13 protein-coding genes are annotated in these 14,156 nt (G+C 47.5%); 7 read left to right on the forward strand and 6 right to left on the reverse strand.

From position 1 onward, the window contains the following. Positions 1 to 5: 5 nt before the first annotated feature. Entirely contained in the window at positions 6 to 881 is an 876-nt protein-coding gene (locus tag ACMYSK_RS23770) for a winged helix-turn-helix domain-containing protein (protein WP_434638887.1), read from the reverse strand. Between the two features lie 2,141 nt (positions 882 to 3,022). Between ACMYSK_RS23770 and ACMYSK_RS23775 the strand changes: the two genes are divergently transcribed. From ACMYSK_RS23775 to ACMYSK_RS23800, 6 genes are all read left to right on the forward strand, one after another. Further along, positions 3,023 to 3,544 (forward strand): fimbrial protein, encoded by a 522-nt coding sequence (locus ACMYSK_RS23775; RefSeq protein ID WP_434638888.1) that lies wholly within the window; start codon positions 3,023 to 3,025, stop codon positions 3,542 to 3,544. A 96-nt stretch (positions 3,545 to 3,640) separates the two neighbouring features. Next, a complete protein-coding gene (locus ACMYSK_RS23780; RefSeq protein ID WP_434638890.1) occupies positions 3,641 to 4,327 on the forward strand; it encodes a fimbria/pilus periplasmic chaperone in 687 nt (228 codons plus the stop codon). Positions 4,328 to 4,361: 34 nt separating this feature from the next. Continuing rightward, the gene (locus ACMYSK_RS23785; RefSeq protein ID WP_434638891.1) at positions 4,362 to 6,962 is read left to right on the forward strand and encodes a fimbria/pilus outer membrane usher protein; all 2,601 of its coding nucleotides are present in this window, start codon (positions 4,362 to 4,364) and stop codon (positions 6,960 to 6,962) included. 192 nt (positions 6,963 to 7,154) lie between these two features. Then, a complete protein-coding gene (locus ACMYSK_RS23790; RefSeq protein ID WP_434638892.1) occupies positions 7,155 to 7,400 on the forward strand; it encodes a fimbrial protein in 246 nt (81 codons plus the stop codon). Positions 7,401 to 7,987: 587 nt separating this feature from the next. After that, a complete protein-coding gene (locus tag ACMYSK_RS23795) occupies positions 7,988 to 8,647 on the forward strand; it encodes a fimbrial protein (protein ID WP_434638893.1) in 660 nt (219 codons plus the stop codon). Between the two features lie 718 nt (positions 8,648 to 9,365). After that, positions 9,366 to 9,716, forward strand: coding sequence for a fimbrial protein (locus tag ACMYSK_RS23800; protein WP_434638894.1), 351 nt, complete (start codon positions 9,366 to 9,368; stop codon positions 9,714 to 9,716). 132 nt (positions 9,717 to 9,848) lie between these two features. On the opposite strand, the gene ACMYSK_RS23805 is transcribed toward ACMYSK_RS23800, so the two are convergent. From ACMYSK_RS23805 to ACMYSK_RS23820, 4 genes are all read right to left on the reverse strand, one after another. Beyond that, entirely contained in the window at positions 9,849 to 10,331 is a 483-nt protein-coding gene (locus ACMYSK_RS23805) for a hypothetical protein (RefSeq protein ID WP_434638895.1), read from the reverse strand. Beyond that, positions 10,321 to 11,268 (reverse strand): winged helix-turn-helix domain-containing protein, encoded by a 948-nt coding sequence (locus tag ACMYSK_RS23810; protein ID WP_434638896.1) that lies wholly within the window; start codon positions 11,266 to 11,268, stop codon positions 10,321 to 10,323. The genes ACMYSK_RS23805 and ACMYSK_RS23810 overlap by 11 nt, the downstream gene beginning before the upstream one ends. A gap of 455 nt (positions 11,269 to 11,723) precedes the next feature. Further along, a complete protein-coding gene (locus ACMYSK_RS23815; protein ID WP_434638897.1) occupies positions 11,724 to 12,470 on the reverse strand; it encodes an SAM-dependent methyltransferase in 747 nt (248 codons plus the stop codon). A gap of 10 nt (positions 12,471 to 12,480) precedes the next feature. Continuing rightward, the gene (locus ACMYSK_RS23820) at positions 12,481 to 12,738 is read right to left on the reverse strand and encodes a YjhX family toxin (RefSeq protein WP_434638899.1); all 258 of its coding nucleotides are present in this window, start codon (positions 12,736 to 12,738) and stop codon (positions 12,481 to 12,483) included. Positions 12,739 to 13,104: 366 nt separating this feature from the next. On the opposite strand from ACMYSK_RS23820, the gene ACMYSK_RS23825 reads away from it, so the two are divergent. Further along, positions 13,105 to 13,494: a VOC family protein gene (locus ACMYSK_RS23825; protein ID WP_434638900.1), complete on the forward strand. Its 390-nt coding sequence runs from the start codon at positions 13,105 to 13,107 to the stop codon at positions 13,492 to 13,494. A gap of 29 nt (positions 13,495 to 13,523) precedes the next feature. Here the strand turns inward: ACMYSK_RS23825 and ACMYSK_RS23830 are convergent, their stop codons facing one another. Continuing rightward, positions 13,524 to 14,081: a nucleotidyltransferase family protein gene (locus ACMYSK_RS23830; RefSeq protein ID WP_434638901.1), complete on the reverse strand. Its 558-nt coding sequence runs from the start codon at positions 14,079 to 14,081 to the stop codon at positions 13,524 to 13,526. Positions 14,082 to 14,156: the final 75 nt, after the last annotated feature.

Below are 14,156 nucleotides of genomic sequence, written 5' to 3' on the forward strand. Positions count from 1 at the left end.
TATGCTCAAATATTTTTCATAATAGTTAATGAACGGCAGTTTTTATTTTTATCAGAGTATACCTGGCAGTACATTATATTCATTCGTGCCCCCATCGGAGATGACGTTACCAGAGCTGTGGCATTTTTCGTGCACGTTATCCCCGCCTGGTGAAGTGTATTGATGATAAAATCAGTCGAAATATTTTTATCTGAAACATAAATATTACATGTGCCAGAGCTTATTCGCGCATAATCTTTAAAGGCCATGGCGGAATTATCATGGTCAACTAATAAAATAAAAATCTCAGCAGCTATCAGCGTGATAAGCATAAATGTGGATATTATGAGATAAAGTGAAGTCCTCTTACTTGCCTCTTCATGCACAACGAGTGTTTTCTGAGTCGTCGCAGGTTGTGGCGAATCTTTAAGCCGCAATACCGCTTTGCTTTGTGAAGAGGACGCCAGCATATCGTTACTTTCTGTTCCTTCGCGGAACGTGGCTGGGGGGACGTCAGGGAGTTGAGTCGCGGCAAAACTCACCGATTCAGGAAGATACTCAATGGCGATACTGTCACTGACTTTTAACCCCATGCGCGGGACGGTGACAATAAAATCAGATAATCCAATGTTATTAAATGATTTTCTTAGATGGAGTATACACTGGTAATAAGCATTTGCACTGACGCTGGCGTTACGTTTTTCTCCCCACCCACACAGAATTAACTCTTCCTGCGAGACAATCTCGCCTCTCTTAAGGAGTAATCTTTCCAGGCACAGGCTGGCAGGTACCTGCAGTTTGATTTTCTTTGAGGTAACTGTGTCAACGAGCTCCCGCCTGGAGACAATAAACAGCAGATGCTCGCTAATTCTTATCTGTGGAGTATGTCCGTTATTATTCATGTTGCTTATATTTTCACCTTAAATTATTAATGCCTGGCCGGTTGTCTTTACTGTCATTCCTGTTAAGTTAAACATAAAATCTTCCTCAGTAGAGGTGTTTACAAATAAAACAATATATTACATGGCCTGTGGTTATTTGTGTCTGGCAATAACTCATTGTGTGTTGTTTAAATGGAGACCAGTCTGCGTTGATAATCGATGGTATAAAAATATAAATGAATGATTTATTCTAAAGCAATGAATGACATATCGACAATTGAAAAACATTCTGCATAAGAACACCGGGTACTAAACTTCAAGCGAAGGCAGTGTGATTTTTTGACTTCAGAATTCTGTTATCTTTGCTTCTCTGATGAGAAAATAAATAATAAAAAAATATATTTTTTATAAAATAATCTATTTTTATATGACTTTTCATCCCTTCTCCCCTGAACGCATTTTCTGTTTAATAATATTTTCTACTAATCATCGTAGTGGGTTCCTGTAAGCTGTAAAGAGTGGTTCAACTAACTATGTAGAACAAGCCGAGTAGTGCGGTTTCGTCGCTCTCATCGTTCTCATACTCTCTGATCCTTCCTGGAAAATTTCAGTATGTGAGAACTTAATGTTAGCGTTTGTATCTGAAATTAAAATTGAAATTTTATTTGTTTTCCTCAAAAAAGGTTTTCGTTTGCACTGCTGGCAGTTGTCAGCCAAAGGTTTCCTCTGTATGTGATTGTGTAATTGTTTGTTTTTATTTGCATTTTTTTTGTTTTTGTTCAGTTCTTACTGTTCATGAAGTCGGAAGGTTATCACGGCTAGTATCATCCCAGAAGCTCAGTTACGTTAGTTCACTAATAAAAAATAAAGAAACTACATTAAATAAATTTTTAAATCTAAGCCTTTTCGATGATTAAACGATCAACAGAATGAAATTTAACTGGAGAGGAGTCGTTCTTTTTGTCATCAGGGGAAGAGAGGGCTCTATACCAGTATTGTACTCATATAGCGTGTCAAAAAAATGGGGGGTATATTCAATAATAAAAAAGGGGGGCAGGTGCCCTTCCTGGCGCGATGTATTTGGCAGTCAAATGTAGCATGTAGGGTCACAAGTGAAAGAATCACTGTACTGGCTCCGGGCTGAAAATCTCATGTTGGTAAGATTTGCAAAATATTTTCTGCGCGGAATACCCACTCGGCGGATAGAGTTTTCGCTTCCATTGGTGCATATAATAAACCAGGCGTTATCGATGGTGGAAAACCGCGGGAGTAAAAAAGGTGACAGATGCATTGCTGAGCTTCGTTTTAGAAGTAAAAATTTCTCCATCGATATTCAAAGTATGACGTCCGATAATAGTAGAACAGCGAACGTGTCCGGTTGATTGAAAACGGATATCTTGCCACTCGATAGTAGACCCCTTACTGCTAAACTATCCAACGGCCCGCGCCAGGATATAGCTGATCTTGTCTCTCTGACTATTGAAAAATATTCTGGGTGGATGAAATGACGATTATGAACCAGTTGATGCGCTGAACGTCATAGGTAGGCCTGAGTTCAGATCAGAAAATAAATGAGTCTTCATTAATATGTTTTTCATATTAATTTATCGTGTTTAATTCATAAATTAAATAACCCCCATGGTTGTTTAAATAAATCATCAGAATAATGTATATGTAACCTTGTTAGCTTTGATATTGTTAATGCTATCAAGTATATATTAAGTTGAAATTGCATTTGCGTGCTTGAACTTGTCTTCATCGGAAATGAAGTGGGATGGTAAATACAGCTGAGGTCAATTTTTATATTTTTTGCCTGTAACTTATTTTTTCTTTTGCATTTGAATTTTTTGCGATTTCTTTAAAGCCGCGGCATTGTCATTTTTTTCTTAAGATTCAATGTATATCTGCGGGTTGCAAATGAGTGTGCCGGGAGAAGTGTGTAGGTAAGAGAGTTGGTTGAAAGTACAAAAACTAATTTTAATTAAACTATTCAAGGCGATTGGTTACTATTTTTAACGCTCGATAGTTAATCCTGTTCGGCTGTTCTGGGCATTATAAATTTAGTGTTGGGATGTTTATTACCAAGTGTTTGTCTTAGCGAGTCTGCACTATTGAGTGTGGGCTATATATCAGGAGCTTGCTCCATACAAAAGGGAATATGAATGAAGAAGTTTAATATTATTGCTACTGCTATTATTGCTGGTACTTTATCTGCGTCTGCTCTGGCATATGACGGGCAAGTTAAGTTTGTTGGTAAAATTACCGATGAAACCTGCACGGTGACAAATAACCCCACTAACCCACTGACCGTCACGTTGGGATCAGTGGCTAAATCTGCATTTACCGGCGTCGGTGTTTCTGCCTCCACGACTAAATTTACTCTTGCATTGACCGCCTGTCCGGTCGCGGCCACTAAAGCCAAAGTTAAATTTGATGGCGCACCTCATCTCGACAATGCCGATTTCCTGGCGCTTACCGATGAGACGGGCGTGGCGACCGGTGTTGGTGTTGAGATACTCGATGTCAAATCTGCAACGATCCCAATGAATACGGCTTCAATGGAATATCCACTGGTTGCTGGTGCTAATAACCTCGACTTTAAGGCCCGTTATACCTCTACAGCCGCGACAGTGGGTACCGGTCCGGCAAACGCCTCCACTAACTTCACCATTAACTACAACTAAAATCTCTCTCCTGAATCACTTTGGGTTCGGGAGATTGGTTCTGTGGACCGGCGACTGCCGGTCTACTTTCCGTTCAGTAATGGAGTCCTTGACGTTATGAATATCTGGTTCAAAACCCTGGTGCTTTCCGTCATTTTGGGGGGGCAGCTGGCGTATGCCGCAGGGTCAGGCGGTGTCACCGTTGGTGGTACGCGTCTGATTTATGACGGTAGCCGAAAAGAGGCGTCTCTGAGCGTCACTAACTCAACCTCTGCCCCCTATCTCATTCAGTCATGGACTGAAGTGCGTGAAAATAGTACCGAGAAAGCTCCCTTTATCGTCACTCCTCCACTGTTTCGTCTGGAAGGCAACCAGCAAAACGTCCTGCGTATTGTCCGCGTCGGCGGCAATCTCCCGGAGGACCGTGAATCCCTGTTCTGGCTCAGTGTGAAATCGATTCCCAGAGGCAGCCAGCAGGACAACGTCAACACCCTGCAGATTGCGGTGAAAAACCGTATCAAGCTGATCTATCGTCCGGCAGCGCTGACGGGCGTACCTGAAGCGCAGGCAGACAAACTGAGCTGGCGCGTCTCTGGCAATAAAGTGACCGTCACTAACCCAACGCCATTTGTGATGAATTTTTATGAGATCAAGGTGGGATCCCGCGACGTCCAGGATGTCACCTGGGTGCTGCCGATGAGCGAGGCGACGTTTACGATTCCGGCAGGTGCTGCCGGACAGGTGAGCTGGAAGCTGATCACGGATTACGGCGGCGTAGGGCCGGAACACACCACTTCGCATTAATCGACGGTCGGTAAAAACATGGAGGAGTTAAGGGATGGATAACAAGAATAATCAGCACCTTAGGATCCAGTTAAGCAAGGTTGCGGTTCTTGTGGCAATGGCGCTGCTCCTGCAAGCTGGAGCAAGTACGAATGCCTGTGCCCGGGACTATTTTAACCCAGCTCTGTTGGAACGAGGGATGGCGGGAGATGCGGCGGGAGATGCGTCAGCAGATCTGTCTGCGTTTGAAAGCGAAGGTGGGCAGACTCCTGGTAATTATCGGGTGGATATCTATCTGAATAATGAAAAAGTCGATACCCGTATGGTTGAGTTCCGGGCAGTTAATGCGCCGAACGGCCAAAGTCAGTTATTCCCCTGTATTCCAGTTGATGACCTCGCTAAATGGGGCGTTCTGACCGGGAAGTTCCCGGCGCTTGGCACGGCGGGGGAGAGTTGCGCCCGGCTGGCGGCCATTCCCCAGGCAGCCAGTGAATTTCGCTTCAGCCAACAGCAACTCCTGCTGAGTTTCCCCCAGGCTGCGGTCAGTAACTCCGCCCGCGGCTGGGTTGACCCGCGTTTATGGGATGATGGCATTCCCGCCGCCCTGTTGAACTACAGCCTCAACGGCGCAAGCAATTCTCCCCGAAGCGGTCAGGGGAGCGACAGTAACAGTCAATATGTCAACTTGCGCCCGGGGCTGAATATCGGACCATGGCGTCTGCGTAACTACACCACCTGGGCCCGCAGTAGCCAGCAAGGGGGCAACACCACTAACAAGTGGGACACGGTGTATACCTACCTTCAGCGTGATATTAAATCACTGCGCAGCCAGCTGCTGCTCGGGGACAGTACCAGCCCGTCAGACGTATTCGACAGTGTGCCATTTCGTGGTGGGCAGCTGGCATCAGATGATGAGATGTTACCTGAATCTCTGCGGGGTTATGCACCGTCCATACGCGGGATCGCGCGGAGCAATGCTCAGGTCACTGTTCGCCAGAGTGGGTATATCATTTACCAGACCTACGTTTCCCCCGGCAGTTTCGAAATTACCGACATGTACCCAACGGGGGGGGGTGGAGATTTATATGTCACGATAAAAGAGTCTGACGGCAGTGAACAGAATCTGGTGATCCCCTATGCCTCTCTTCCGGTCTTGCAGCGCGAAGGGCACCTGAAGTACAGCCTGACATCCGGCATCTATCGGTCTTATGACAGCCAGGTGGACAAAACGCCTTTTACCCAGGGTACGGTCATTTACGGGCTACCTGCCGGAATAACCGCCTATGGCGGGGGGCAGTTTTCCAGCGTTTATCAGTCACTGGCTTTGGGATCAGGGAAGAACCTGGGCTCGCTGGGGGCTTTCTCCATTGACGTCACTCAGGCCTGGTCCAGGCGGCAGGGCCAGGAAAAAGAGAACGGGCGTTCCTTTCGCGCCCGTTACAGCAAGAACGTGCTAAGTACCGGGACGAACTTCACGATAGCCGGTTACCGATATGCCACGAATGGCTACTGGAGCATGCAGGAAGTGATGGATACCCAGCGCAGAGGATATACCTGGCAGCTACAGGAGCGCCGGCGTAACCGCGCTGAAATAACTCTGGCCCAGAGCCTGGGTTCAACGCTCGGCAGCCTGTCGCTAAACGCGATTCGCGAAGATTACTGGAGCACTAACAGGCGTCTGGAGTCGCTTGGGGCAAGTTACAACAGCGCCTGGGAGGGGATTAGCTACGGACTGAGCTATACCTATAACCGAAATTCAGGCCAGGGCGGCAATAGCGGAGGCGGCTCAGGCAATACGGACCATTTGATTTCATTCAATATCAGTGCCCCGTTAGACAGGCTGTTTGGTCGTGATAATCGCCGTTCCCTGTATGCGGGGTACATGATGAACAGCAGCCGGAAAGGGAGTACCACGCACAGCGTGAGCCTGAACGGCACGGCGCTGGAGGACAGCAATCTGAGCTGGGGTGTACAGCAGGGTTACGGCACAAGAAGCCAGGGAAACAGTGGCGGAATGAATGTGGACTGGCGGGCGACCTACGGCGAAGTGAACGGGGGCTACAGCTATGACAAGTTCAGCCGTCGTCTGAATTATGGTCTTCAGGGGGGGATCGTGGCTCACGGTGAAGGGATAACGCTCTCCCAGTCGCTGGGAGAAACGATAGTTCTGGTGGCAGCACCTGGTGCGAAAGGGGTTTCAGTGAATAATCAGACAGGTGTGAGAACAGACTTCAGGGGCTACACGGTGCTGCCCTACAGCAGCCCTTATCGCAAGAATACCGTCACGTTGAATACGGAAACAATGGGTGATGACACAGAGGTGGCGATAGTGTCGCAGACGGTCATTCCGACCCGGGGGGCCGTTGTCAAAGCGAACTATCAAACCAGCGTGGGAGTCCGAGCTTTAATGGTGTTGAGCCGTGCCGGGGGGCAGGTAGTACCCTTTGGTGCCACGGTGACGCTGGTGGGGAAAAACACAGATCAGGGCTATATCGTGGGGGATGGTGGCCAGGTGTATCTGGCAGGTCTGCCGGAGTTGGGAGAACTGGATGTTCACTGGGGTAAGGGCGCAGGGCAGCAGTGTCGGGCTGCATTCCAGGTGCCTGATGAGGCGGTTACATCCGGGATTCGAAGCTTGACGGTGCTGTGTAGATAGAGGATAGATTGGAATGTATATTATTAAAAAAGGGATGTGCCGTAACCAACCCCAATCAGATCGTAACGCTGTCCGGAGTCAAAAATACGGCGTCAATAAATAATCCCGGAAGATATTCAGACGGGGAAGCGTTTAATATAGGGCTAAACTGTCCCCCAGACGAAAGTCTCAGTGACATTCGACGGTACCCCCATGACTGGCCATCATGATGTACTGGAAAATCAGAGCACAGGTGCGGGTGCCGCTGGTAACTCAGTCGGCATACAGATGATGTATGGCGATAATCCCGTCACTCTGGAGCAGACCTTCCTGGCGGTTGCTGATGCAAAAGATACAGAGACGTTGTCTTTCAAAGCGCATTATTACTATAACGGCGGAGCGAATATACAGGGTGGCGATGTCACCGCCTCGACCACGTTTACCTTTACCTACCAGTAAGGAGAACACTTTCTTCACAATGCTACTCCTAATCTTTTCTTTATTCTAAGTGTAAGGCCTGTTACCAGCCACCGGTATATCCTTAATATAAGGATATACCGGTTCATGTTACCTGTATTGGTATAATCATTTTACTGACCTTTCAGCATATTTTACATGGTGGATAGTTGTGTACCTGTCTATTATCCCATGCCTCACAATCCTGCCTTAAAAAACATTCGCCCTGAAAAATAACGTTTCCCTGCTGTTTAATTATAATTCTAACCTGTATTTTCTCGAGCAAGAATTTATCAGAATATGTCGTTTTGTTGTTCTGCGGTTTTTGTAGCTCACGTGAATTGCCCCCATAAGGTGAATGAGGCCTCCCTTTGGTGGATAGTTCCTGGTATGTGCTGAAAACCGTTTGTGGATAGTTTCTTTTGTGAGAGCATTGTTATTTATCAATTCAATGTGAGATTTTCAAATGAAACTTAAGATTGTGTTGAATGTGTTTTTAGGTTTTATTTGGTGCGAAAATAAAAATAACAAATTTACTTTAAATGTTAATTTAAAAAAATAGTGGTTATTCTGATTTGGCTTTGGGATTAATGCGTTTATTACGCTGGTGTTATGCGTCATTATTTTCTGTGTTTATGAATGCCCGGATTAATTACCGTTCAGTATTTTTATTATCTGAATATTTCACAAGATACAACAATATGAAGTTAAATCGTTTCGGTATAATTGCAGTGCTTTTGGCTGCCACCGGTTTATTAAGTTCAGCAAATGCAGCAGACGGTACCATTAATTTTATCGGCACCATCTCTGCGGCGGCATGTTCTGTAAATAATACGGCCGGTTCGTCCTCAACCAGAGGTACCGTTGATTTTGGGCAGATCGGTAATGTGACCTTAGCTGCTGCCGGATCCTCTACGGTCAGTACGCCATTTAGCATCGTACTGACGGAGTGCGCCGTTGACGCGGCGCCGAAAATTACCTTCTCCGGAACCACCCTGGGCTCTTCTGCCCGACCGGAGCCCTTTGTCTCCGGCCTTCCTGGCATTGGTATCCATATTGAAGACGCGGGTGCTACCGGCACTGACTACACCACCGGCATATCAACCAGCAATACCGGCATCCCTCTCCTGGGCGACGGAGTGCCATTGGCAACCGGCAATTTCAATGCTTATGTGGTCAGCGATACCGCTACGGCAAAAAACGGTGGTGATATTGATGTCGATGTGACGTTCACCCTCGACTACAGCTGATAACCCTTGGTGGCGACCGGTGGATGCTGCTTGCTTCGCTGGTCTTTTCCTGGAGCCGGATAATGACTTTTAAATACACGCCTTGTCTCTGTGGTGTTGCTTTTCTTCTTTCTTTACCGCCAATCAGCCTGGTGGGGAGTTCACAGTTAAGTTATATCCTCCATCGAGACTATACTCCGGCGCAAGTCTTGCGGCGATGACGGGCGCGTCAAGAGCCAGTGATGATATCATTCAGTGTACTTCTGGCAGCGACATTATAACGCTTGAGAGTGGTGATTTTTCGTCTGGAACATGATTAGCAAACTCATACTTTTCAATTTATCCGGCCAAATAATGACGTTTGCGTCGGGTTTTATTTTCGCTCCTCCAGGCCTTCTGACTACTGGACGTACCCCAATGTGACCAGTGGAGGACCAACTTCATATACAGTAGACGAGATCTATGTCTTGAACGGCACCCGTTTTTCTGAGCGTAATGGACTACTCCCCTGGTCAGATATCATTTTGCAGGGGGGAGTAATATTAATATTTATGCCTATCAAGCCGGCGGCTCAGTTAATTCAGAAACTCTTCCTTCGGGGTTATTTGGCAGTGTTAAAGCCGGATCTCTGACCTTGTTAAATATCTACTTCAGTGACGTAGATGTTACCGCCGCTTCCTGTGAAGTAAGGGACTACCCTGCAGAGGTTTCTCTGGAGACCACTGATAAGTAGCGGTTTATGAACCCGGGTGATACCCAAAATGAAACGACTTTCAGCATCAGCCTGACCTGTGAGGATTATAATCTTGTCCCCGCTCTCGCCTTTGAGGGGACGACAGGCGGTACCTATCGGACAGTGTTCAGAAATGCTTCAGGGGGCGGCTATGCTGCAAACGTGGGGGGGGGGCAACTGATGCGAAATGGCAGCGTGATCACACCTGGCCCGACAACTGCAGTGTTACTTGGCGGCAAGGTGAGCACACTTGCTCCCAGAGCGTTTGACATCAGCGCCCGACTGTTCCGGTTAAATGGCAACATGACCGCCGGCGCGGTGGAAGTCCCTGTTACTTTCACCATTGTTTACGAATAGACAGCGAGTGCCGCAAAATTTCACTGAGTCAGGCGTTCATGCTCAGGGGATAAAACTAATAAAAAGAATGCTTGATTGAATGCTGGCCGTGGATGACGGCCTTTTATCTGCACAATATGAGGCTTTTTGTGGTTATACCCGGACATTGCAGTAATATAGTGGCATATTGTACAAAAAAATGACCTTATTGTGATATTTATCATCCATAATTTTAAGGGTGATGTTTTTCTCTGGTTCATAAAAGAACGAAGGGAAATGGCGGTTTATATTGCTGTCCAGGCTTTTGTCTGCACTCAGGTTCTCAATATGCTGGCTTTTTAGAGTGTAAGTGTTATTTGATTTGAGATATGAAAAATAGATCGCCCGGCTTATCTGAAAATGTTTTCCGCCTTCAGTGGTAATGCCGCTAATGCTTAGTTCACCTTTGTTACCGTTAAAAGTAAACGCATAGTTAGCATGAAGCTCAAAATCGCCATGAATCAGGGTGTGCCGACTCTGGCATGAGATAACGTCTTTACGTCCAGGTAATAGTTTATGCTGAAAGAAAAAGTAAGCGGCGATGATGATTACGATCGCAAATGTAAAAAAAGCAATATTTGTGGTTTTAATTTTCATTCTTTACCTTGATATCTTTCATTACGGTAATAGTTTGGCAGTTTTGTCTTTTGCTAACATACTCAGAGCAGTAAGCTATATTGAGTTGCGAACTTAGTGGTGAAACCGTCAGGAAAATGGTGGCGTTGCTACGGCATGTCACGCCAGCCTGTTGCAATAAGTCTTTTATTTCAACGCGTGTGAGGTGCCGATCCTGACTGAATATATTGCAAGAGGTGTCATTGAGCTGAACGTAGTCTTCAAAAGCCTGCGGTGACTGGTCGGGGTAATGATAAGCGGCGTAGATTAAAAAGACAGGGATTAAAAGGATGAGTATGTACTTTAAGTATAATGCCGACCCTTTCTTTAATATAGAGTTTGATATACCCGTATCTGTTACCGTGCCTGGTGTCGTTTCTTCAGCGACGATATCATCAGATAGTTCAGAGCCGGAGGTTGGGTTGTCGGCGTTCAAATCCAGAGTATTTAAACGGCAGACACGGTCATCATTAGAGGGGGAGGGGGTAACATCAGCAATGATCTCGTTATTTTCCGGCTCTGAGATGGGAGTATCCAGTGCATTATCCGCTAACCTGCCCGTGCAGTATGTTATGTCTATGTGGATATTAGCGTTAAGCTTTAAACCATGCCGGGGTACGGTATCAATGACATCGTTTAAACCTACTTTAGCCAGACTTCTTCTGAGATGTAAGATGCTCTGATAAAAAGTATTAGTATTAATACTACGGTTACGTTTTGGTCCCCACCCGCAAAGAATCAGCTCTTGTTGAGAAACAATATTGCCATTCTCATCCAGTAGCTTTTTAAAACATAAGCTTGCAGGTACCTGTAGCCTGATTTTTATACTGCGATGAACGTCGACCAGCTCCCTCCTTGAAGGGATAAATTCAACATTTGAGTTGATAGTAAATTGTTCGTTTTTGTTAATTCTATTCATCTTGAAAAAAAGTCATGGTAATAGCGCTCTAATCAAAAAGCTATGTAAGCCAGGTTATATGAAGTCCATTTGACAACGGAGTGGCTTTAAACATATCGCAAATATGCATGTTTAACAAATAAGATTTTCCTAAAGCCATAATTAAGAGTCGGCGGGGGTAAGTGTTATTTTTGTTCGGTTTGTTATATTTCCTTGTTGTTGTCGAATGTATGATTGATGTGAATGAATTTAATTGGATTGATAAGGTTGTGATAATAATATTTTTGGTTTTATCGTTAAACGTATCTTCGTCATAGCGATAGCCCGGTGGAGATAGCCAGCAAATAATAAGAATAAGAGCCTGTCCCGGCAGGCGTAATGAGTGCAGGCAGTTTGAACACGGACAGCACGGAGAAGCCGGAGCGTTCGTGCGCAAGGGCCGGAATAGTCTGTCAGGCTATTCCGGCCTGTACCTCTTAGCGCGCTATCAGCGCGAATACCCCCCAGCCAAGATATTCGCGCGTGAAGGCCACGTGGCGTTCAGGCGAAGCCGTGAGTTGCTCGCGGACTTCCGTGGCGAAATCATCATCGGGGTTTGCCTCCAGCCACTGGCGCATCGTCAACCATTTAGCCGCCTCGTAGCGGTCCCAGCCGTCCTGGTCGGCCAGCACCATTTCCACCAGGTCATAGCCGGAATCGCCGAAAGAAGCGACAAGCTGGGGCAGGGTCAGAAAATCGGCATCAGAGGTGGCACCGCACGCTTTGGCTATCTCTTGCGTCGTGGGCACCCGGCGCCAGTACGGTTCGCCGATAAGCATTATTCCACCTGCTTTTAGGCTTTGGCTCAGCAGCGCGAGAGTCCCGCAGACGCCGCCACCGATCCAGGTCGCACCGACGCAGGCTGCCACGTCGCATTGCCTGTCGGCGAGGTAGCTCGCAGTATCGGCGTGGATAAATTCGAGGCGCCCGGCGACGCCCAACTCCTCAGCCCGCCGCACCGCTTGCTGCGTGAATAACGGACTCAGATCGATACCAACGCCGGTAATGGCGAAATCGCGTGCCCAGGTGCAGAGCATCTCACCGGAACCGCTGCCGAGGTCGAGAATATGGCTTTCGGGCTTCATACGCAGCGCTGCGCCCAGGGTCGCGTACTTCTCGGGCGTAAACGGATTATGGATACGGTGATTGCTTTCGCTAACGGTGAAAATTCGTGGGATATCCATGTCTGTGTCCTTAGCGATTATCTAACCGGGCGCGAACGTTGTTCAGGCCGGTCGTGTTGATACGATAGGGCTGACCGTTGACGGATTTAATCAGCTTTTTGGTTTTGAGTTTTTTAAAGACAGCCAGCGTGCAGTCGGCCAGCACCAGCCCTTCGCGGCTGTAGCATTCAACGGCGGTGACGCGGCCCGAAGCATCGCGAATGTGCGCGATACGTCCACCTTTGGCGAGAACGTGTAAGGTACGTTGTTCCTGACGGGATAAATTCATACTGGAAAACCTGTTCATCATCATGTGCAAAACGTGCAAACACACAGCGGTGTCCGCATTCGATTTCAGCGCATTGATAATCAGTCCGGCCTGAAAAGGTCGGTAAGCTGATTATCAGATGATGACATTCTCCAGCATCAAAGCCTCGGTATGAGTTGAAAAGGATTTAGCGGGTGAATCATAACACCTTCTTTTTGTATGGATATGATTTCTTCCGAAAAGTGTGACCTTGTCCCGCGATAATCCAGGTAGACGATTTATGTTGTGGCATCGAGGGCTCTGACGGACAAACTCCGGCCTGAAACCCGGGTACATTTAGCGTCTATATCTTCTTCCCGCTAGCCCATTTCCCCTCAGGAGCCCGGCATGATGTTCAGCCATATGCGTATTGCCCGACCCGTTACCCATCTGGGACGTACTTGTACCATGTACACTCAAGGATTAGGGCTTCAACAGATTGCCGATTTCACCGACCATGACGGCTTTAGTGGGATAATGGTGGGCCATCCTGAGCTGTCCTGGCATATTGAGTTCACCCATTGTCCCGATCATCCGCGACAGCCCGCGCCGACGGATGAAGACCTGCTTGTGCTCTATTACCCCGATAAAACAGACTGGCTGCAGGCATGCGGAAGAATGGAGGACGCGGGGTTTCGTGCGGTGAGTGCCTTTAATCCCTACTGGGATACGAACGGGAAAACCTTTGTCGATGATGACGGCTATCGGGTGGTGTTGCAAAACCGAAACTGGCCTTAGCATTCGGCGCCGTGGGGAAGTTCGACGGTTTATCGTGGCAGCAGCTGTAGGTGGGGATAGCGGGTCAGCCACTGTTTTTCTGCAATACGCTGTTGAAACTGACCATATTTCTCACCCTGAAAGCGAGGCGTTGGCCTGAGGATGAGTCCAAAAAGATCGTCGAGGCCGAAAGGCGCCAGCACCTCAATATCGGCATGCGCATTTAATCTAACGGCCACCGCGGTGGCCGTTTCAGGCCAGTAGCGCATCGCGTCGGCGATATCATCATAGGCGGTATCGCCGTTGCGGATATGCATCCTTGCCTGATTCCTCACGGACCAGTCGAATGCGCAGGACAGATGCCTGAGCCGCTGCTCGAGGTGTATTTCAATCGCAGTATCGGAGTGAGACTCCGCCCAAAAAAGTACATCGACATCGCCGGTGATTGGGCAGGTTCCATGGCGGTGTCGATCATCCCAGACGGCATCTCTGACGAAGCCTGCGCCAATCCAGCCGCTCTCAAGACCCAGCGAACGGAGGCTCTCCATGGCCTGCATGCGCATATTATCGCGGCGCAATATTCTCTTCAGATGAGTCAGGTGGCGCATTTTTTCAGCATCTATGTCAGGAGGAATTGGGGTCGCTCATCAGCAAAGTAGTAGCATAGCGTCATAGAATCATCT

The organism is Klebsiella sp. I138, from assembly GCF_051131765.1.
In the GTDB taxonomy this organism is placed as follows: domain Bacteria; phylum Pseudomonadota; class Gammaproteobacteria; order Enterobacterales; family Enterobacteriaceae; genus Klebsiella.